The following is a 19,943-nucleotide window of genomic DNA, read 5'->3' on the forward strand; positions in this document are numbered from 1 at the left end:
ATCCCAGGAGTGGCCGGTCATCACGCGGGGGTGAGCAACTCCGCGTGATGACGGGTGGCGACCAGGGGGTGGGCCCGCAGTTTGCCCTTCAGCTCGTTGAAGCCGTACTCCGCGAACAGCGGGTTCGCCGGGTCGTCGGTGACGCCGGGCGCGGCGGAGGCGTGCGGGAAGGGCAACGGCTCCACGCGTGCGTCCAGGCGCGGGTTGTAGAAGAAGGGCACGGAGAACCGCTCGGTGGCCCCGGGCGGACTGACGACCCGGTGGTTGGTGGCGACGAGGTACCCGTTGGTGGCCACTTCCAGCAGCTCGCCCAGGTTGACCACGAACGCTCCCGGCAGCGGCGGCACCTCGTGGAAGAGGCCGTCCTCGCGCTGCACCTGAAGGCCGCCGACCTGGTCCTGGAGCAGCAGCGTCAGGAATCCGTAGTCCTTGTGCGCGCCCACGCCCTGGTCGGCGCCGTCGCCCGCGCTGCCCGGGTAGCGCACGAGCTTCAGATGCGGATGGGCCCGCTCGCCGAAGATCGGCTCGTAGAAGTCGGCGGGCGCCCCGATCGCGGTGAGCAGCTCGCGCAGCAGGCGGGCCGCGACCGAGCTGAGCCGGTCGATCCATGCCAGCGCGGCGGTCCGCAGCTCCGGCAGCGCGGCCGGCCACTGGTTGGGCCCTTCCAGCCACCAGTAGGCGGGCTCGCCGGGACCGGGCCTGCGCGCGGGCCGCTCGGCCCCTATGTCGAGCTGGTCCCGCCAGTCCCGGCTGCCGCCCGTGCGCTCGTCGCCGGTGCGCGTGTACCCGCGGAAGTGCGGCGAGTTGACGTTGTCGAGGGCGAGCCGCTCGGCCTCGGGCAGCGCGAAGAACCGGTGCATGGCGTCGAGCAGGGCGGCGGTCTCGCCCTCGGTCACCCCGTGCCCGACGAGCTGGAAGAAGCCCACGTCGTGGGCGGCGCTGTGCAACTGCGCGTGCAGCAGGGCGCGGGCCTGGGGGCCGCGGTCGGCCGCGGAGAGATCGATGATCGGAAGCTGCTGGTAGGGCCGGTGCTGTCGGCTCTGCCGGCTCTGCAGGTACTGAGCAGAAGACGTGTTCGTCGTCATGAGGTGCGTCCGCAGGGTGTACGGGTGCCCGGGCGGCCGCCGGGGATGGGGCGGGGGCCACGGGTGCCAAGGGGAAGAGAGGGGGCCGAGGTCAGGAAGAAGCCCGACAGCCCATGCTCGTGACGCGCACGAAGTCCACGTGTCGGCGTCGAACGAGCATCGGAAGCATGGTCCAAGAGTACTGCGGACCCCGCGAAACGCATGTGCCCCACCTCACATGCCCTGCGAAACGCAGACGACCCGCGAGCTCGGGTCCCTCCGCCTCGCGGCGGAGGAGCCGGCCGGACGTACCGGCGAGCTCGCGGGTCGGGTGACTGCTTGGGATTGGGGCCGGCTGCGCGCTCATTTCACGCGCTGGTCCGGCACCGCACTGGATGTGGTGACGGGCCGCTAGCCCGCAGCCACCTCACGCGTCCGGTTCTTATACATCTGCCGAACCACCTCCCTTCTCGTGTAGACCACACCTTAGGAACCGATCGCCGACAGCTCAACCACTTTTTTTCGAGCCTGCGATTTCTGGGGCTGACGGGGCGGAATCCCTGCGTACAACGATTTCGTCCAATCTTTGGGGAACACGATGTGGGCTGGGTCACGTTCGAGTTGAATGAAGGCGAGTGAGCGAACTGTCTCGCCGTACGTGCGGACGCAGCCTGCAGGGGGTCCAGGTGAGTGCTTCCCGGCGTAGTGGGACCACCGACGAGCTGGGGCCGGACGAGCCCGAGCCGGCTGGTTCCGATCTGCTTGCCGCGCTGCTGGACGGGATGGACGCGGCGCTGTGCGCGTTCGACGCCGATGGGGTCGTCACCCATTGGAACCGCGAGGCCGAGCGGATTCTCGGCTGGACCGCGGCCGAGGCCGTGGGGCGGCGCGGGTTCGCCGGGTGGGCCGTGCGGACGGCGGACGCCGAGGAGGTCGAGGCGCGGCTGCTGTCCGCCATGGAGGCCCCCGGGCGTCAGGTGCACGAGTTCGCGCTGCTGACCAAGGACGGCGGGCGCGTGCTGGTGCGGACCCAGTCCGCCGCCGTGCCCGGAGCCGACGGGAAGCCCGCCGGGGTGTACTGCGCCTTCAGCGAGGTGCACGCGCAGATCGATCTCGAGCGGTCCATCGCTCTGAGCGAGGCGTTGTTCGAGGACGCCAGCTGGGGTGTGGTCCTGGTCGACGCGGACCTGCGGCCCGCCGTCGTCAACGCGCACGCGGCCCGGGCCCTGGGGATCGGGCGTACGGCGGTGCTCGGACGGCCGCTGGGGGAGCTGCTCTCCCAAGGGGTCGAGGAGCTGGAGAGCGCCCTCACGCACGTGCTCGCCGAGGGCGCGCCGCCCGCGCCCGCCGAGATGTGGGTGAGCGTGCGGTCGGCCGAGGGCGAGAAGCGGCGGTGCTGGCGCAGCGGGTTCCTGCGGCTCGCCTCGCCGCTCGCGGAAGAACCGGTTCCGCTCGGGGTCGGGTGGCTCTTCCAGGACGTGACCGAGGCCAAGCACACCGAGCAGGAGGCGGCCCTGCTGCGGTTCAGGGCCAACCAGCTGCACCGGGCGGCACGGGCGGCGGCCGAGTGCGAGGACCCCGGGGAGGCCGCCACCGTTCACCTCGACTTCGCGCTCGCCGGGTTCGCCGACCACGCGCTGATCGACCGGGTCGCGACCGGCTGGTCGGCGGGGGACGACGACGGGCCCGTACGGCTGGTACGCGCCGTCACCACGCCCGCCGGAGCGCCCGGGCCGAGCATGCTCACCGGGAAGGCCGGGCTGCCCGTGCGGTACGCCGAGGGGCATCCCGCGCTCCAGTGCGTGGAGCGGGCCGGGTCCGTGCGGGCCAGCTCCGGTGAGACCACCCCCGAGCGGAAGCGGGAGTGGGCCACGGCCCGCCAGTGGCCGCCGGACTCGGTGCACGCCCTGTGCGCGGTCCTGCGCAGCCGGGGGCGCACGCTGGGCGTCGTGACGTTTCTGCGCGGGGCGGGGCGCAGCCAGTTCGAGCGCACGGACGCGACGTACGCGGAGGACGTGGCGGTACGGATCGCCACGGCGCTGGATCTGGAGGGACTGGCGGGCCGCACGTAGCACCGCCGCACCCACACCCCACCCGATCGGCCCAACGTGACTGGAGGATTCCGGGTCGGCGGAGGACTTCCGGTCGGTTCGGCGGGGTTGGAGGATGCGGGTCGGTCCAGCGAGTGTGGAGAGACTCGGTCGGCCCAGTGTCGGTCGAGGATCTCGGTCGACTCCGCGGGGTGGAGATTCCGGGTCGGTCCAGCGACCGTGGAGAGTCTCGTTCGGCTCAGCGTCGGTCGAGGATCCGGGCCGGAACAGCGGCGTGGGGATCTGGGTGGGCCCAGCCGTGGTGAAAGATCCCGGTCGGCCCAGTCATGGTGAAGGGTCTCGGTCGGCCCAACCGTGGTGAAAGATCCCCGTCGGCTCAGCGGCGGTAGAAGATCCGGTCGCCGTACTCCGTCATCACTCGGCCGTTCCACTCGTGGCCGCCGTCGACGTTGCCCGAGCGGAGCAGGGGCGGCTCGATGCCCCGGTCGGCCAGCGCGCCCGCGGCCGTGGCCATGACGGCCTGGAGGAGGGCCGTCGTGACCACCGTGGAGGCGGGAGCGAAGGGCGCCTCGATCGTCTCCAGGGTCAGTTCCGCGTCGCCGACCGCGATCTTCGAGTCGAGGACGATGTCGCAGTGGTCCTTCAGATACGTCCCCGAGACGTGCCGGGACTTCGTCTCCGAGGCGTAGGCGACCGAGGTGACGCCGATGACCTTCACGCCCAGGGCCCGCGCGTTCATGGCCATCTCGACCGGGAGCGCGTTGCGGCCGGACAGGGAGATGATCACGAGTACGTCGCCGGCGCGCACCGGGCTGGAGTCCAGGACCGCGCTCGCGAGGCCCTCGACCCGCTCCAGGGCCGAGCCCAGCGTCGCCGGCATGACGTCGACGCCGACCACGCCCGGCACGGCGAGCAGGTTCATCAGGGCCAGCCCACCCGCGCGGTAGACGACGTCCTGCGCGGCGAGCGAGGAGTGCCCGGCGCCGAAGGCGAAGAGCCGGCCGCCGTCCGCGACGGTGTCGGCGATCAGGGTCCCGGCCGCCGCGATGTCTCCCGCGTCCTCGTCCCGCACCCGCTGGAGCAGGCCGATCGCCGCGTCGAAGAACTGCCCGGCCAGCTTGCGGTCGCTCATCGGCGAAGCCCCTTAGAAGTCTCGTCGGCGTCGGGTGGGCGCTGGGTCACGCTTCGTGTCGCGGATCACGTTGCGGTCTGGACCAGTGCGCTGTCAATACGGCCTGCGGAGCCGGCCGCGGAGGCACCCGGTGGGGCGTCCGCAGGGGCACTCGTAACCCTGCGGTTTCAACGGCGAGGCACGCTTGTCAGTGGTATGCGTCAGAATTGGGTTCAGGGCCAGCGCACACGCCGGTGAGCCACCGAGCCTTCGGCAGAGCTAATCAAGGGGCACGTATGTCCGGACTGATCGACACCACGGAGATGTATCTCCGCACCATCCTCGAGCTGGAGGAGGAAGGCGTGGTCCCCATGCGCGCCCGGATCGCGGAGCGGCTCGACCAGAGCGGGCCGACGGTCAGCCAGACGGTGGCGCGCATGGAGCGCGACGGTCTGGTGGCGGTCGCCACCGACCGGCACCTGGAGCTGACCGAGGAGGGCCGTCGTCTCGCCACCCGAGTGATGCGCAAGCACCGCCTCGCGGAGTGCCTGCTCGTCGACGTGATCGGTCTGGAGTGGGAGCAGGTGCACGCCGAGGCGTGTCGCTGGGAGCACGTGATGAGCGAGGCGGTGGAGCGGCGCGTGCTGGAGCTGCTGCGCCACCCGACCGAGTCGCCGTACGGCAACCCGATCCCCGGACTGGAGGAGCTCGGCGAGAAGGACGGCGCCGACCCGTTCCTGGACGAGAGCATGGTGTCGCTGGCCGAGCTCGACCCCGGCCTGGACGGCAAGACCGTCGTCGTACGCCGGATCGGCGAGCCCATCCAGACGGACGCGCAGCTGATGTACACGCTGCGGCGCGCGGGTGTGCAGCCCGGCTCCGTGGTGAGCGTGACGGAGTCGGCGGGCGGCGTGCTCGTCGGCAGCGGTGGTGAGGCGGCGGAGCTGGAGTCGGACGTCGCGTCCCACGTGTTCGTCGCCAAGCGCTGACATCCGGTGATCGTGGGAGGCCTCGCACCCCGGTGCGGGCTTCCCGGCCCTGAGCCCGCGAGGGGCAGCTCCCGGGGGTGGGCCACGGGGTCCGGCATCCGCCGAACCCCGGGTCGGCCTCCGGGCGCCCGCCGGCCATCGTGGGCCGGCATCGACCCGCCCCGCCCCCCTGCGCGTCGGTGGCGATCGAGCCCGCGCACGGCGACACCGCTCGTCGGGGACGACCCGGCGCTCCGTTCAACGCGCCGGGCGCGGTCATGGGCGCCATGGCGCAGGTCGCTCGCCGTGGAGCGTGTCGTCCGCCCTCGGTGACCCAACACTCCACCCCCTTCCCGCACCTCCGTCGACTCACCTCGGTCATGTCAACTCCCGCGACCACAGGGGCAGTTGTGATGTTTTCGCTACATGGCCGAAACCAAGATTCAGTGTGCGGAATCGCAGCGGCGCGACCATTTGCGTGCGAGGCTGACCCGTGAGGCATATGACCTGAGGGCTCTTGACCGTGTCCAAGAGGGATGTCGCACGGTTGGGGAGGGGGCGGGGAGGATGTGCCGTAGATGTGGAGAGGGCCCCGGCACCTTACGGCGCCGGGGCCTGTCCTCCCCTGTGCTGACCCGGAGCCCCGAGCTCCCAGGGTCATCCCCTTCGGACCGATTTCCCCGAGCGGTCCGCCTCCCGCTGAAGATCTCCCCTCGGCGGCGGCGGTCAATCCCCGAGCGTGGTCACTCGAACGAGGGGTGTTGGCGCCGAGAGGAGTATTTTCGAATACTCATTCGATAGCCTGGCGGCGTATCACAGGCAAATCGGGTACACGTAGAGCAACACATCAGCAGACTCAATGGCACGAAAGCGGCACGACAGCAGCAGGAAGCGCGGCAGGAAGCGGTACGAGTGGACCGGCCGACTCGAGCGGGAGCGAGCGGTCCGAGCGAGCTAGGGGGGTGCCAGACCTATGGTGCGGCGCATCGATGTGACGGGCGCGGGCGGCCTACGCCTCGCTGCCTGGGAGTTCGCCGATCCTCCCAAGAGCGACCCTCCCAGGACCCCATCCGCCCCCGGCGTGCTGCTTCTGCACGGTCTCATGGGCCGCGCCTCCCACTGGGCGTCCACCGCCCGCTGGCTCTCCGAGCGGCACCGCGCCGTCGCCCTCGACCAGCGCGGCCACGGCCAGAGCGACAAGGCGCCGGAGGGGCAGTACACGCGGGAGGCGTACGTCGAGGACGTCGAGGCCGCTCTCGAGCAGCTGGGTCTCGCCCCGACCGTCCTCATCGGCCACGCGATGGGCGCGCTGACCGGCTGGCAGCTCGCCGCCAAGCGCCCCGACCTCGTCCGCGGGCTGATCATCTGCGACATGCGGGCCTCGGCGTTAGGGGCCGCGTCGCAGCGTGAGTGGGAGGACTGGTTCAAGGCCTGGCCCATGCCCTTCGCCACGCTCGCCGACGTACGGAAGTGGTTCGGCGAGGACGACCCCTGGGTGGAGCGCCCGAACCCGTCCCGCGGCGAGTTCTACGCCGAGGTGATGCACGAGTCCGCCGACGGCTGGCGCCCGGTCTTCGAACCCGAGCAGATGCTCAAGTCCCGCCAGACCTGGGTGTACGACGCCCACTGGGAGGAACTCGCCCAGGTCCAGTGCCCCGCATTGGTCGTACGGGGCCTGGACGGCGAGCTCGGCCGGGCCGAGGCCCAGGAGATGGTCCGCGTCCTGCCGCACGGCCAGTACGCGGAGGTGGCCGACGCCGGTCACCTCGTGCACTACGACCAGCCGGAGGCGTGGCGCGCCGCGATCGAGCCCTTCCTCGACGGCGTACTCACCGGCCAGGACCGCTAGGACCTGTCCGGCGGATCATGCCGCGGCCGCGGGGCGCCGACCGGACAGCTCGCTCTCCCCGTCGGTCTTCCCGTCGCTCTCCCCGTCGGCTCAGCCCTTGCTGACCGCCGCCAGGATCTCCGGCAGCCGTCGGGCCGTCCGTGGCGCCGCCATCCGCAGCCCGAACGCCGTGATCAGCGCCCCGTATCCGGCCCCCAGCGGCAGCAGCAGCCAGCTCCACCGGTCCCCGTCCGCCGTCACGTTCAGCCAGATCGTGAGGGCGATGACGGGAGCGGTCAGCAGCGCCGCCGAGACCATTCCGCCGAAGATGGCGATCCAGGCGAGGCCCGCCTGCCCGGGAGCCACGTTCTTGTAGCCCTCCTGAGGTATCGAGTACGGGAAGCGGGCCGAGGACCAGGCGCCGGTCGCCAGCATCGCGCCGAGCAGCGCGAAGGACAGGCCGAGCACCTCGGGCAGCTTGGACCAGTCGTCGAGCATCGCCGTCGTCAGCACGGTCACGAGCGTCGCGTACGGCAGGGTGATCACCAGCAGCGCCAGCGCACGCCCGCGCAGTTCGACGTACGCGTCGTGCGGGGACGCGATGGTCATCGCGACCATCCAGAACGCGGAGGTGTCCTGACCGAACTGGTTGTACATCTGGATGCCGAGCATCCCGGCCGCGAAGCACGCGAAGTAGATCGAGCCGGTGCCCTGCAGGGCGTTGAACACGGGCACGATCAGCCCGATCGCCAGCGAGGTCACCCACGCGGCCTTCGTCTTCGGGTCGCGCCACACGTACCGCAGGCTGCGCTCCATCACGGTCCCGGTGCGCCCCGGGGGCAGCAGCCGGCGCAGCCCGCCCGACGGAACCCGCTCCCGCGCCGCGCTTTCGCCCGCCTGCAACGTCGACCCGTCCGGGGAGGTCATCAGCCGGGTCAGGTGCCTCGACCAGAGCGCCAGCAGCCCCACCAGCGCCGCCACGCTCAGGACGAGTTGGGCGACCCCCACCCCGTACGAGCCCCTGCTCATCGAGTCCACCGCGCCGATCGCCGACCCGGGCGGCACCCAGCGCAGTACGTCCGCCGCCGGGTCGAGCCGGGACAGTCCGCCCGCCGAACCGAGCCGCTGCGCGCCGAAGTTGACGAGCTGCGCGCCGATCGCGACGACGAGGCCGCTCAGTACGGCCAGGTCGCGGCCCTTGCGGCTGGACAGCAGCCGGATGTTGGCGGCGGCGACGGCCCGCGCGAGGGCCACACAGACGAGCAGCGCCAACGGCACGGCCACGACACCGGTGACGTACGCCGCCGTGCCGTGCGCCACGGAGACCACGGAACCGACCAGCAGGCACAGGGTGAACAGCGGTCCGATACCGACCAGCGAGGCCACGAGCAGCGCCCGGACCAGCGGGTGCGGTCGCAACGGCAGCATGACCAGGCGCGTCGGGTCGAGGGTCTCGTCGCCGCTGGGGAAGAACAGCGGCATCACGGCCCAGCCGAGCGCCATGACCGCGATCAGCAGGACGGTGACGGACGCGGCGTGCGCGTTGCCGCGCAGGGCGATGAGGCCGAGCAGTTGGAGGGCGGCGAAGAGGAGGACGACGACGACCGAGGTGATGTACGCGGCCCGCCGCCCGGCCGACTGCCGCAGCCCGTTGCGCAGCAGCGACAGCTTCAGCCGTACGACGACGGGGGTGATCGAGGCCTCGGAGGAGACTCCGGAGGTGCTCGTGCTCATCGCGTCGCCCCGCCGCCCAGCCAGTCCAGGTCGGACCCGCGGTCGCGGCCCTGTGCGCCGACCAGTTCCAGGAACGCCTGCTGGAGGGAGGGCGCGTCGCCGCGGACCTGCGCGAGCGGGCCGTGCGCGCGGATGCGCCCCGCGACCATGACGGCCACCCAGTCGCACAGCGATTCGACGAGTTCCATGACGTGGGAGGAGAAGACGACCGTGGCGCCCGATGCCGTGTAGCGCTCCAGGACGCCGCGGATGGTCTGCGCGGAGACGGGGTCGACGCCCTCGAACGGCTCGTCGAGGAAGAGGACCTCGGGGTTGTGGAGGAGAGCGGCGGCGAGGCCGATCTTCTTGCGCATGCCCGTCGAGTAGTCGACGACGAGTTTGTGCTGGGCGCCCGCGAGGTCGAGAACGTCGAGGAGCTGGGTGGTGCGCTTGTCGACCTCGGCGCCGGGCAGGCCGCGCAACCGGCCGGTGTAGGCGAGGAGTTCACGCCCGGAGAGCCGTTCGAAGAGCCGCAGGCCCTCGGGGAGTATGCCGATCCGGGCCTTCACCGCCGCCGGGTCGCGCCAGACGTCATGGCCGACGACCTCGACGCCGCCCTGGTCGGGCCTGAGCAGCCCGGTCACCATCGAGAGGGTGGTCGTCTTGCCCGCGCCGTTGGGCCCTACGAGCCCGATGAACCGCCCCGCGGGCAACTCCAGATCGATCCCGGCGACGGCGACCTGCTCCCCGAACCGCTTCCAGAGCCCCTGCACACGTACGGCGGGAACGTCTGCCCCTGTTTGCTCGGCCATGTGAGCACCCTAAGGGCGAGTGCCCTGCTTTTAGGCTTTTAGGGGCGCGAGGAACTGCGCGACCAGCCACAACGCACCCGCAGAAGAAGACGGCGCCAACCAGGGCTACCGATCCCGCCCGCACGCATAGGCAAGCGGCGAGATCAATTCCTCCGCATCCGGCAGCCACCGATTCGCCGGCGTCGGCCGGCAGGCCCACTGCACCGCACCCCGCGAACCGAACCGGGTGGGCGGAGCCGCCACGTACGAGCCTTCGCCCAGGGTGACCAGGTCGAGGGAGGCGGGCGGCCAGCCCAGTCGGCGTACCAGGTCGGGGACCTTCACCGCCGCGCCGGGAAGGACGAAGAAGTGCATGCGCCGGTCCGGCGTGCACGTCACCGGCCCCAGCGTCAGCTCCATCCGCTCCATGCGGGCGAGCGCGAGGAACCCGGCCGTCTCCGGCACATCGATCGCGTCGAACGTACGCCCGGTGGGCAGCAGGATCGACGCGTTCGGCTGCTTCGACCACATCCGGCGCGCGGCGGTCGCACTGCCCGTCGCCTGCGTCGCCCAGTCCTCGCGCGCCGCGTGTGCGCCAGGCGTGGGGCAGGTGGCCTCGCCGCAGGAGCAGCGTTGCATCCCGTCGACGGCCTCCAGCCACGTGCCCGGGAACACGTCCCAATGGCGCTCTTCGGCATATCGCACGGCGGTGTCAAGCAGTGATTCGCCACGTTGCTTCGGGATTTGGACGGCCTCGGGCCCCGCGATGGTCTCTTCCACGATGAACACAACTCTAGCCGCCACAGGGGGTTACGGGGGTCCCGTGCGCGGGGGAGGGGCATCGTTCCCGCGTGTGGGGCGCATGGATGCACGGGTGGGGGCGCGCAGGGGGAATGACAGCGGGTCGTGGGTAACCAGGGGTGGGGCCGGGGCAACCGCCTCTACCCCGGCAATCCTCACATGTCTCGCATCTTCGGTATGTCGGCGGGGCATTGATCTTCATGGCCGACTTCCCTCGCTGTGGTTGGCCGATGAGGACACGTCAACTCGGTGCGTGGCAGGCACCGCAGCCACAGGGGGTACGCCATGGCCGCAAGGCCTCTCGTCGCCAGGCAGCCGAACGAACGGCTGCAGGCGCTCATCCAGGAAGCGGGCTGTTCCAACGCCGGCCTGGCCCGCCGGGTCAACATGTGCGGCGCCGAGCACGGCCTCGATCTGCGCTACGACAAGACCTCGGTGGCGCGCTGGCTGCGTGGACAGCAGCCGAGGGGGCGCGCTCCCGCGATCATCGCCGAGGCGCTCGGCCGCAAGCTGGGCCGTACGGTCACGATCGACGAGATCGGCATGGCCAACGGCAAGAACCTCGCGTCGGGCGTGGGGTTGCAGTTCTCGCCGACCGTCCTCGGCGCCATCGAGCAGGTGTGTGAGCTGTGGCGCAGTGACGTCGGGCGCAGGGACTTCCTGTCCGGCTCGTCCGTCGCCGCCTCCGCGCTCGTCGAGCCGAGCCGCGACTGGCTGATCTCCGCGCCGGACTCGCAGGTGGCGCGTGCGGCGGGTCCGCGGGTCGGGCTCTCGGACGTGGCGGCGGTCCGCGCGATGACCCAGGCGCTCACGGACCTGGACCACCAGTACGGCAGCGGGCATGTGCGCCCGGTCGTCGTGCACTACCTCAACAGCGTGGTCTCCGGGCTGCTCGCGGGTTCGTACCGGGAGAGTGTCGGACGCGAACTCTTCTCGGCGGTCTCGCGGTTGACGGAACTCGCGGGCTACATGGCCATCGACACCGGTCAACCGGGCCTCGCCCAGAGGTACTACATCCAGGCGCTGCGGCTCGCCCAGGCGGCCGGGGACCGGGGATACGGCGGGTACGTGCTGGCCGCGTCCATGAGCCACCTGGCGGCGCAGCTCGGCAACCCGCGCGAGATCGCGCAGTTGGCGCGCGCGGCGCAGGAGGGGGCGCGGGGGCGGGTGACACCGCGCGCGGAGTCGATGTTCCACGCCGCGGAGGCGCGCGGGCACGCCCTGATGGGCGACGCGCGCGCCGCTCAGGTGGCGTCCGGGCGTGCGATCACCGCGCTCGAGGGCGCCGACGCGGCCTCGGGGGACGACCCGACGTGGATCGCGCACTTCGACGAGGCCTATCTCGCCGACGAGTTGGCGCACTGCCACCGTGACCTGGGTCAGGCGGAGTCCGCCGCGCGCTGCGCCGAGGAGTCCCTCGTCGGGCATCCGGAGTCGCGGGCCCGCCGCCGGGCCATCGGTTACGTCCTGCTGGCCACCGCGCAGGTCCAGCAGCGCGAGGTGGAACAGGCGTGCCACACGGGTATGCGCGCGGTCGAACTCCTCGGCACGCTCCGCTCCAACCGCGGCGCCGAGTACCTGGACGACTTCCAGCAGCGCCTGGAGCCGTACCGGGACGAGGCGGTGGTACGGGAGTTCGGGGCGCGGCTGGAGTTGCAGGCGGCGGCATGAGTGGATCGTGTGCGCGTTGGTGAACACGCGGTGTGCACGGGCGCGAACGCCGGGCTAACGAAAGCGCTTGGAGTGGGAGGAGTCAGATACAGCGCACGGTGGGGCGTATTCGTTACTCCGGTCACAGGGGGCGGGGGTAACGCCCTGTGCTGCGTGGCACGGGCGCGTGGGGACCCGGTAGCGTGAGCCGACGATTCCGAAGGTCCCCCATTAGTAGGAGTCCCGGTGACGCAGAGTGGACAGGGCGAGCAGCCCTCGGCGCGCACGGCGCGCGAAGGCATCGTGCTGCCCTCCGACGGCGGCGAACCGCTGTTGCCGGGCATGACGGGCGACCGGGCCGTTCCGGCGGCCCCGGCGGTCCCGGCGGGCGGTCAGACCTGGGACCAGCCGTGGGGACCGGACCCGTCGGCGGCACCGGCCCCGCAGCCGGCCGAGGGCTGGGGTGCGCCCGTGAACGGCACCCAGACGTGGGCCGGCTCCGAGCCGTCCCCGTCCGGCGCCCCCACCCCGGACTGGGGCGGTCACGACCCGTCCACCCAGACCTGGGCCGCGCCCGAGCAGCAGGCGCAGGGCTGGGGCGCCGCCCCCGCCCAGCAGCAGGGCTTCCCGGTCCAGCAGGCCCCCGGCGGCCCGCTGCCGGCCGAGGGCACCCAGCCGCCGTCGTACGGGGAGCAGCGACCGTACGGGGAGCAGCAGCCGCCGTCGTACGGCGGTCAGGAGACGTCCTCCTACGGCAGCCGACAGGATCCGGCGTACGGCGGCCACCAGGGCGGTGCCGTACCCCAGCAGCAGCCGCAGGGCGCGCACGCCGCCGCGCTGCCGCCCGCCGTTCCCGGCGCGCTGCCGCCCGCAGTCGACGAGGGCGCCACGCAGTACATTCCGCCGGTTCCGGCCGCGGCCGAGGGCGCGACCCAGTTCCTGCCGCCCGTCCCGGCCACGCCCGACGAGGGGGCCACGCAGTACATCTCGCCGGTGGGCCCGGGTGCGCTGCCGCCCGAGGTGCCTTCGAGGCCGTTGCCCCCGGCCGCGCACCCCGACGCCGAGGCCACGCAGTACATCGCCCCCGTGCCCGCCGAGCCGGGCGCGGCGCCGTACGGGATACGTCCGGGCGGGCCGGAGGACCGGCAGCCGCCCGCGGAGTTCGACAACCTGTTCCGCAGTGCGCCCGGTGCGCCGAGCGCGTCGGAGGGGCCCGCGTCCACGCAGCAGCTGCCGCGGTTCGAGGCTCCCGCCCCGCACGCCCCCCACACCCCGCACGCCCCGTATGCCGCGCAGGCACCGGGGATGCCCGGAGCGCCGGGCGGGCGGGCCGCCACCCGGCGCGGCGCGGCCGACGACGGCGGCGGTGGCCGCGGTGGACGGAGCCGCTCGCGCGTCCCGCTGATCGCGGGCGTCGGTATCGGCATCGTCGTGCTCGGTATCGGGGCCGGCGCCATGCTCAGCGGTGGCGGCGGAGGCAGCGACAGCGGCAAGAACGACAGCAGCAAGAACGTGTCGGCGACGGCCGAGGCCACGGACGGCTCGTCGTCGGGGGCCGACCCGGCCAAGGCGCAGGCCGTCGCGCTGGACAAGCTCCTCGCGGACAGCAACAACAGCCGCGACTCGGTGATCAACGCCGTGGAGAACGTGAAGGCGTGCAACAACCTGGACCAGGCGGCCAGTGACCTGCGCGACGCGGCCAAGCAGCGGTCAGAACTGGTGACCAGGCTCGGCGGTCTCTCGGTCGACAAGCTTCCGAACAACGCCCAGCTGACCGCCGCGCTGAACAGCGCCTGGCAGGCCTCCGCGTCGGCCGACAACCACTACGCGGCCTGGGCCGACCAGGTCAAGGGCAAGAAGGGCTGCAAGAAGGGCCACGCCCGCACCACCGGTCAGACCGCGGCGGCCACCCAGGCCAGCGGCACCGCGAGCGCGCAGAAGGCGAAGGCCGCCAGGCTGTGGAACTCGATCGCCTCGACGTACGGACTGACGCGGCGCACGACGACCCAGCTGTGACCGCCCGGTCCGAGCCCGCGAATCAGTTCGAGTCCGCGTTCTCCAGCGTCTTCGACACGTCGATGAACCCGTTGCGCTCCGAGGCCAGCTGACCCTTGCGTACGACCTGGAAGGTGACGTGGGCGTTGACCAGGCGCGGGAAGTCGACGGCCGCGATCAGGTCCTCGGAGCGCCAGCTGAGGGTCGGGGTGAGCCGGCCGGTGGTCACCTTGAGGCCGTTGTCGAGGGCGTGCCGGATCGCGAGCGAGGTCACCTGGCCGTCGCCCAGTGACTCGACGACCGACTTGAGCACGTTGTACGCGATCCAGGTGGTCTGCACGCCGGCGTCCGCGGGGTCGATCCGGTTGTCGCCGAAGGCCTGCTCCTTGATGACCTCGCGCATCGGGTCCCAGCGCTTGTCACTCGCCACCGGGTACCAGCCGGTGACGTGCGCGCCCTCGTACGGGCTCGCCTGGCCGCCGGTGGAATCGATCAGGGACTGGTCGAGGCTGCCCAGCACCGTGCCCGTGCCGACCTTCGGATAGTCCTGGCGGTCGCGCCGGAAGGAGTCCATGAAGGTCTCCGTACGGTCCCCGAGCGCGGACACCACACAGCCCTGCTTGAGCGGGTCCGAGCTCGCGCGGCCGAGCGCGAGCTCGGTCTGCTTCGAGTACTCGGTCGCGTCCTCGGCGGCCCGCTGGTCGGTGCCGGGCGCGTGGCCTTCCGCCTTCAGGCCGGCGTTGAGCAGCACCGGGAGCTGGTCGCCCGCGACGGTGTCGGGGCGGACGAGCGCCACCGGGCCGCACGCCTTGCCGAGCTGCTCCCCGAGACCGGCCAGCAGGGCGGGCTCGCCGCCGTTGACCGGATAGGAGAGCGGGCTCGAGAACTCGTCGTCGGTGACGCCGTAGCCGCCGATGTACGGGATGCCGGCCGCCTCCAGCGGGGCCAGGAAGGAACGGCCGTGCTGGCTGTAGGAGCCGACGACCGCGACCACGTTCTCGTCGGCCGCGCGCCGGGCGCACTTCGCCGCGTACACGGTGTCGTTGTGGTCGTTGCAGGTCAGGACCTTGAGCTTGCGGCCGTTGATGCCACCGTTCGCGTTGACCCAGCGCGCGTAGGCCTCGGCCATGGCGGGCATGCCGGGCTTGTTGGTCGCGGGGGTGTCCTGCGGCGCCCAGGTCATGACGGTGATGGGGTCGTCCCCGGAGCCCCCCGTGATACCGGGGACGACCCCACACCCGACAGCGATCGACGCACACGCCACCACCGCGCCCGCGAAGAGGGCTCTGGCCTTGACCTTCGTCGAGACTCTGGACCCGGCCCGCTGGGGGCGGACGGGTGGGGTGGTGCTGGTGCGTCGCCTACCGGTCATGGACACGCACGATTCCGTCACATCACTAACCTGCGTGTGACCCGTGGTCAACGTGAGGTGACGTAGAGGTGAATTACGGGGGGCGATGATCGCATTTTCGCGGAGAACGTACGATCGTCGACTGTGCAAGGTTCGGAGAACTCTTCCCGTCGCGGCCGTCGCTCCTCCACCATGGGCGGCATGCCACTGAACGACATGCCCTGGTGGCGCTGGCGCAGCAATGTGCGTTCCGCGCTGCACATGCTCTCCGACCCCACCTTCCAACGTGACGTCTGGCTCGCCGGGATCGACGGGTACGGGGACGTCACCGACGCCGTGTACCGCCTGGTCGAGGACACCTGGCTGGACAACTGGTCCGCCGAGAAGTACGTCGGCACGATCTTCCGGGACTCCCAGGAGGCGGCCCTCGTCGACACCGCCGTGCTCCGCGTCCTGCGGATCATGCACCAGGTCGGGCCCGACGCACCCGTCTCCGCCTACCTCGACCACCAGGCGTGGCCGGAGGCACTGCGGGCGGCGCGCGACGCGCACGTACGTCTCGCGGTGAGCGACGGCGAGGATCCGGACACTCCGCCGCGGACGCTGGAGGTCCTGCGGATCCTGACGCGCTCGGCGTAGCGTCCGGGTGGCGGGACGCTCGGTGCAGCGTCCGCGTGGCGGGACGGTTCGTCCGGCGCGGTGCCTCGTATGGGACCCTGTCCTGCATGAACGATCAGTCCACCCGCGCCGCCGCGCCCGCCGAACAGTATGTCCTGACCCTCTCCTGCCCGGACAAGCAGGGAATCGTGCACGCCGTGTCGAGCTACCTCTTCATGACCGGCTGCAACATCGAGGACAGCCAGCAGTTCGGCGACCACGACACGGGACTGTTCTTCATGCGTGTCCACTTCTCGGCGGAGGCGCCGGTGACCGTGGACAAGCTGCGCGCGAGCTTCGCGGCGATCGGTGACTCCTTCCACATGGACTGGCAGCTCAACCGGGCCGAGGACAAGATGCGGGTCGTGCTGATGGTCAGCAAGTTCGGCCACTGTCTGAACGACCTGCTCTTCCGCGCGCGGACCGGCGCGCTGCGCGTCGACATCGCGGCCGTGGTCTCCAACCACACGGACTTCGCCGAGCTCGTGGCCTCGTACGACGTCCCCTTCCACCACATTCCGGTGACGAAGGACACGAAGGCGCAGGCCGAGGCGCAGCTGCTCGAACTGGTCCGCTCCGAAGGGGTCGAACTGGTCGTGCTGGCCCGCTACATGCAGGTCCTCTCGGACGACCTGTGCAAGCAGCTCAGCGGCCGGATCATCAACATCCACCACTCCTTCCTGCCGAGCTTCAAGGGCGCGAAGCCGTACCACCAGGCGCATGCGCGCGGTGTGAAGCTGATCGGCGCGACGGCGCACTACGTCACCGCCGACCTCGACGAGGGGCCGATCATCGAGCAGGAGGTCGAGCGCGTCGGCCACGACGTGACGCCCGACGGGCTGGTGGCCATCGGGCGGGACGTGGAGTGCCAGGCGCTGGCGCGCGCGGTGAAGTGGCACGCCGAGCGCCGGATCCTCCTGAACGGCCGCCGCACGGTGGTATTCGCGTAGGACACGCGGAGGCTTCGCCCCCGGCCCCGGAGATCGTTTCGGCCGCGGGCGGGCGGGCGGGGGCGGACGGGGGTGGCCTACATCCGGCTCAGGGACGCGGCGGCGAAGAGTACGTCTTTGATGGCCTCGCGGTCGCCCACCTGACCCGCCGCCGCTTCCTCCGGCGACACGTGCCCCGCCGCCAGCCGACAGAACTCCACCCCGTCCAGCGCGACATGCGCGACCTCGTGCTCGGCGGAGGCGACGCTCGCCGGGGAGTCGAGCGGGATCAGCCACTCGCCCCCACCGGAGCCCTCGATCTCCAGACGCAGACTGCGCCCGGGCGCCCCGGCGGCGACGAGCCGGCGGGGCGCCGGAGCCGACAGCCCCGCCCGCCGTCGCTCGGCGAGCGACACGGGCAGCATCCGCGCCGCCAGGTCGATCATCCGGTGCAGATGACGTGGCGCGGGCGGTTCGTACGGATAGTCCACCGCGTCCGCGATGTCCCCCGCGTGCACCCAGCACTCGAAGGCGCGATCCAGCATCGAGTCGCTGAGCGGCAGTGCGAAACCGCCGTACGACACGGCGAGCCGCCCGGAGCGTCCGCCCGCGAACGACACCGTACGCACGATGTGGTGGCTCTGCTCCCGCCAGGGCGCGCGCACGGCCCGGGTGGGCGGGAAGTGCGAGGCACGCCAGTACGCCTCGGTGCGCTGCGAAGGGGTCGGGGCGCCCGCAGCCGCCCCCTCCGCCTCGGTCTTCTCGGCCGTCGCGGCGCCGAGCGGGTCCTCCAGGCCCAGCGCGACCCCCACCAGCCCGTCCACGGAGAGCAGATGCGCGATGACCCCGGCCACGGTCGTACGCCGGCTCACGGGCCCGTCGCCCTCGAACCAGCGCAACCGCACCGGCGCGTGCCACTCCGCGTCTCCTATGTCCTGCAACAGTGCGTCGAGCCGCGCGGCCTCCGCGTCGTAGGGCGTCGCCCACTCGGGCACCGGGATGCGCGCCGGACGCCGGTCCAGGCAGCCCTCCAGGACCCGGGTGCGCAGCGTCGGGTCGAGATCGAGGCTCTCCGGCGGGTGCAGCAGTCCGACCGCCCCGCGCAGCCGCAGCGCCTCGTCGGCGCACGAACCGCACTCCCCGAGGTGCTCCTCGACCGCCGCCGTCTCCTGCGCCGAGCAGGCGGCCAGCGCCCACGCGCCGAGCAGCGACTTCAGCACCCGGTGTTCCAGGACGAGCGGCGCGGGTTCCGGCAGCGGCAGTCCGGTGTCCTCGACGGAGGAACGCGGCATGGGGATGCGCGGCGGCTGCCCCGACCCTGCGGGTCCGGCGGGCCCACCGCCGCCCCCGTCACCCCCGTCACCCCCGTCTCCGGCAGGGCCGTCACCATGACCGCCGTCGACGTCGCGGGGCCCGCCGGAACTCCGGTCGGCCGCCCCCTGCGCGCGCCCGCCTCCGTCCTCGCCGTCCCCCTCACCGCCCTGCTCTTTCGCCTCGTGCTCCTCTTTCGCCTCGTGCTCCTCGTGTTCGTCGAGAGGCCTGTCGAAAGGCTCGTCGAAGGGCTCGAACCGGTCCGCTCCTCCGCTCACCGCGCACCTCCGTATTCGGGCGGCGTGCCGGAGAGCCCGGTGTCGTGGGCGGTGGACAGCAGTTGCAGGCCGAGGCGGAGCCGGCGGCGGGCCTCGTCCTCGGTGACGCCGAGGTCGGCGGCGGCCTGGCGGTAGTCGCGGCGCTGGAAGTACGCCAGCTCCAGGGCGGCCCGCAGTGGGGTCGGCATGGACGTGACGATGTAGTCCGCGCGGGCTGCGACGGAGGCGCTGCGCACCTTGCGTTCCAACTCCTCGGTGGTGCCGCCGCCGTCCAGGGCGAGCGCGGCGGTCTCGGTGGCGCGCAGCCGCTGCACGGCGAGCCGGTGGGTCAGCGTGGCGATCCAGGAACGCAGGGGACCCTGTTTGGGGTCGTACGACTCGGGGCTCTGCCAGACGTGGGCGAACACCTCGCGGGTGATGTTGTCGGCGGCCCGTTCGTCGCCGAGTACGCGGTGCGCGAGGCCGTGCACGAGCGAGGCGAACCGGTCGTAGAGCTCACCGAGCGCGGCCGCCTCCCCGCGTGCGAGCCGCTGCTGCATCTTGCGGTCCCAGCGGGGCGGTGCGTCCTTCGTCGCCATGCGGCCCCCTCACTCTGCTCCTGCCCGGCGCTTGTCCCTGCGTCCCTGTCCGTACCTGTCGGTGGCCGGAGTCCCCGTCCAGCCTGTGTGCATCGCTGTCTCGAATGTAGTCGGCACGTCCGACAGCGCACGCCCCTTTACGTCAATGTGCGCCCCTGGACGGGGTCCGGATGGTAGAAGCCCGTCGTTTCCCCCCTTGGATCCGATCGAACTAGACCGTACGTGACCACTGGACGACCGAAACAGCTCGGTCGTCCAGCATTTTCGACCGTAGACCGACGTTTCATCGATCGCGTACCGGTGTTTCATAGAACGACGGTGGGGCAGCCGCGCTGACAGGAAGCGTAAGAAGTGCTTCCGTTTTTCGGCGGGCGAGGCGAGCGGGAGGCGTTGTGGTGACGCTCAAGGTGACCGACGACGAGTGGGGCGAGTGGGGCGAGTGGGCCGTGCTCCGGGTGTCGGGCGAGATGGATCTCGTGACGTCTCCGGTGCTGCGCCGACGGGTGCACGAGGCGGTGGCGGAGGGGCGCCACAGTCTGGTCCTCGACCTCTCCGAGGTCCTCTTCTGCGACTCCAGCGGCGTCGGCGTCCTCATCGCGACCCGCCGCCTGGTCCGCTCCTGCCAGGGGCGCCTGCGGCTGATCCTGCCGGCCCAGGGCGCGTCCGACGTCTCCCACGTCAACCGCGTTCTCGGGGCCCTCGGTGTGCGCCGCCTCTTCGACGTCTACCCGGACGTCGTCTCGGCCGTCGACGAGGAGTCGAGCCCGCTGTCGGCGTGAGCCCGCGCCACACAGTTGTCCGGGAATTCCCTCGGTCTTGGCACAACCGTCGTTTTCCCGCACCCCCGGTTGCCCAGGCGTCGTACGC

16 protein-coding genes are annotated in these 19,943 nt (G+C 71.7%); 8 read left to right on the forward strand and 8 right to left on the reverse strand.

All coding sequences use genetic code 11. The features are described 5' to 3' along the window. Window positions 1-20: 20 nt before the first annotated feature. On the reverse strand, window positions 21-1,085 hold the full coding sequence (locus tag KVT44_RS15850; protein ID WP_225900350.1) for an isopenicillin N synthase family oxygenase: 1,065 nt from the start codon (window positions 1,083-1,085) through the stop codon (window positions 21-23). Window positions 1,086-1,750: 665 nt separating this feature from the next. On the opposite strand from KVT44_RS15850, the gene KVT44_RS15855 reads away from it, so the two are divergent. Then, complete coding sequence (locus tag KVT44_RS15855; protein ID WP_099925587.1) at window positions 1,751-3,136, forward strand: PAS domain-containing protein; 1,386 nt, start codon at window positions 1,751-1,753, stop codon at window positions 3,134-3,136. Between the two features lie 355 nt (window positions 3,137-3,491). On the opposite strand, the gene KVT44_RS15860 is transcribed toward KVT44_RS15855, so the two are convergent. Beyond that, window positions 3,492-4,247, reverse strand: coding sequence for an SIS domain-containing protein (locus KVT44_RS15860; RefSeq protein WP_190170775.1), 756 nt, complete (start codon window positions 4,245-4,247; stop codon window positions 3,492-3,494). Window positions 4,248-4,522: 275 nt separating this feature from the next. Here KVT44_RS15860 and KVT44_RS15865 point away from each other — a divergent pair, with 275 nt between their 5' ends. Both KVT44_RS15865 and KVT44_RS15870 read left to right on the forward strand, forming a co-directional pair. Continuing rightward, the gene (locus KVT44_RS15865) at window positions 4,523-5,215 is read left to right on the forward strand and encodes a metal-dependent transcriptional regulator (RefSeq protein WP_054235646.1); all 693 of its coding nucleotides are present in this window, start codon (window positions 4,523-4,525) and stop codon (window positions 5,213-5,215) included. A 952-nt stretch (window positions 5,216-6,167) separates the two neighbouring features. Further along, window positions 6,168-7,043 (forward strand): alpha/beta fold hydrolase, encoded by an 876-nt coding sequence (locus KVT44_RS15870; protein ID WP_099922030.1) that lies wholly within the window; start codon window positions 6,168-6,170, stop codon window positions 7,041-7,043. A 90-nt stretch (window positions 7,044-7,133) separates the two neighbouring features. On the opposite strand, the gene KVT44_RS15875 is transcribed toward KVT44_RS15870, so the two are convergent. The 3 genes from KVT44_RS15875 to KVT44_RS15885 form a co-directional block, all read right to left on the reverse strand. Next, window positions 7,134-8,756, reverse strand: coding sequence for a transporter (locus tag KVT44_RS15875; protein ID WP_217567512.1), 1,623 nt, complete (start codon window positions 8,754-8,756; stop codon window positions 7,134-7,136). Continuing rightward, window positions 8,753-9,547, reverse strand: a complete 795-nt coding sequence (locus tag KVT44_RS15880; protein WP_099922032.1) for an ABC transporter ATP-binding protein — start codon at window positions 9,545-9,547, stop codon at window positions 8,753-8,755. Before KVT44_RS15880 ends, KVT44_RS15875 begins: the two co-directional genes overlap by 4 nt. Window positions 9,548-9,652: 105 nt before the next feature. Next, window positions 9,653-10,315 carry a bifunctional DNA primase/polymerase gene (locus tag KVT44_RS15885; RefSeq protein WP_190170773.1) on the reverse strand — a complete coding sequence of 221 codons (663 nt, stop codon included), beginning with the start codon at window positions 10,313-10,315 and terminating at the stop codon, window positions 9,653-9,655. A gap of 297 nt (window positions 10,316-10,612) precedes the next feature. Between KVT44_RS15885 and KVT44_RS15890 the strand changes: the two genes are divergently transcribed. Both KVT44_RS15890 and KVT44_RS15895 read left to right on the forward strand, forming a co-directional pair. Beyond that, window positions 10,613-11,998 (forward strand): transcriptional regulator, encoded by a 1,386-nt coding sequence (locus tag KVT44_RS15890; RefSeq protein ID WP_217567513.1) that lies wholly within the window; start codon window positions 10,613-10,615, stop codon window positions 11,996-11,998. 225 nt (window positions 11,999-12,223) lie between these two features. Next, window positions 12,224-13,993 carry a hypothetical protein gene (locus KVT44_RS15895; RefSeq protein ID WP_217567514.1) on the forward strand — a complete coding sequence of 590 codons (1,770 nt, stop codon included), beginning with the start codon at window positions 12,224-12,226 and terminating at the stop codon, window positions 13,991-13,993. A gap of 22 nt (window positions 13,994-14,015) precedes the next feature. On the opposite strand, the gene KVT44_RS15900 is transcribed toward KVT44_RS15895, so the two are convergent. Beyond that, window positions 14,016-15,344 (reverse strand): ABC transporter substrate-binding protein, encoded by a 1,329-nt coding sequence (locus tag KVT44_RS15900; RefSeq protein ID WP_217567515.1) that lies wholly within the window; start codon window positions 15,342-15,344, stop codon window positions 14,016-14,018. Between the two features lie 171 nt (window positions 15,345-15,515). Here KVT44_RS15900 and KVT44_RS15905 point away from each other — a divergent pair, with 171 nt between their 5' ends. Next, complete coding sequence (locus KVT44_RS15905; protein WP_054235639.1) at window positions 15,516-15,962, forward strand: hypothetical protein; 447 nt, start codon at window positions 15,516-15,518, stop codon at window positions 15,960-15,962. 86 nt (window positions 15,963-16,048) lie between these two features. Beyond that, window positions 16,049-16,930: a formyltetrahydrofolate deformylase gene (purU, locus tag KVT44_RS15910; protein WP_054235638.1), complete on the forward strand. Its 882-nt coding sequence runs from the start codon at window positions 16,049-16,051 to the stop codon at window positions 16,928-16,930. A gap of 77 nt (window positions 16,931-17,007) precedes the next feature. On the opposite strand, the gene KVT44_RS15915 is transcribed toward purU, so the two are convergent. Continuing rightward, complete coding sequence (locus tag KVT44_RS15915; RefSeq protein ID WP_099925588.1) at window positions 17,008-18,207, reverse strand: zf-HC2 domain-containing protein; 1,200 nt, start codon at window positions 18,205-18,207, stop codon at window positions 17,008-17,010. 287 nt (window positions 18,208-18,494) lie between these two features. Then, window positions 18,495-19,076, reverse strand: coding sequence for a sigma-70 family RNA polymerase sigma factor (locus tag KVT44_RS15920; protein ID WP_054235636.1), 582 nt, complete (start codon window positions 19,074-19,076; stop codon window positions 18,495-18,497). Between the two features lie 395 nt (window positions 19,077-19,471). On the opposite strand from KVT44_RS15920, the gene KVT44_RS15925 reads away from it, so the two are divergent. Beyond that, entirely contained in the window at window positions 19,472-19,855 is a 384-nt protein-coding gene (locus KVT44_RS15925; protein ID WP_180292960.1) for an STAS domain-containing protein, read from the forward strand. Window positions 19,856-19,943: the final 88 nt, after the last annotated feature.

It is taken from the genome of Streptomyces sp. GbtcB7 (genome assembly GCF_019091445.1).
In the GTDB taxonomy this organism is placed as follows: domain Bacteria; phylum Actinomycetota; class Actinomycetes; order Streptomycetales; family Streptomycetaceae; genus Streptomyces; species Streptomyces mirabilis.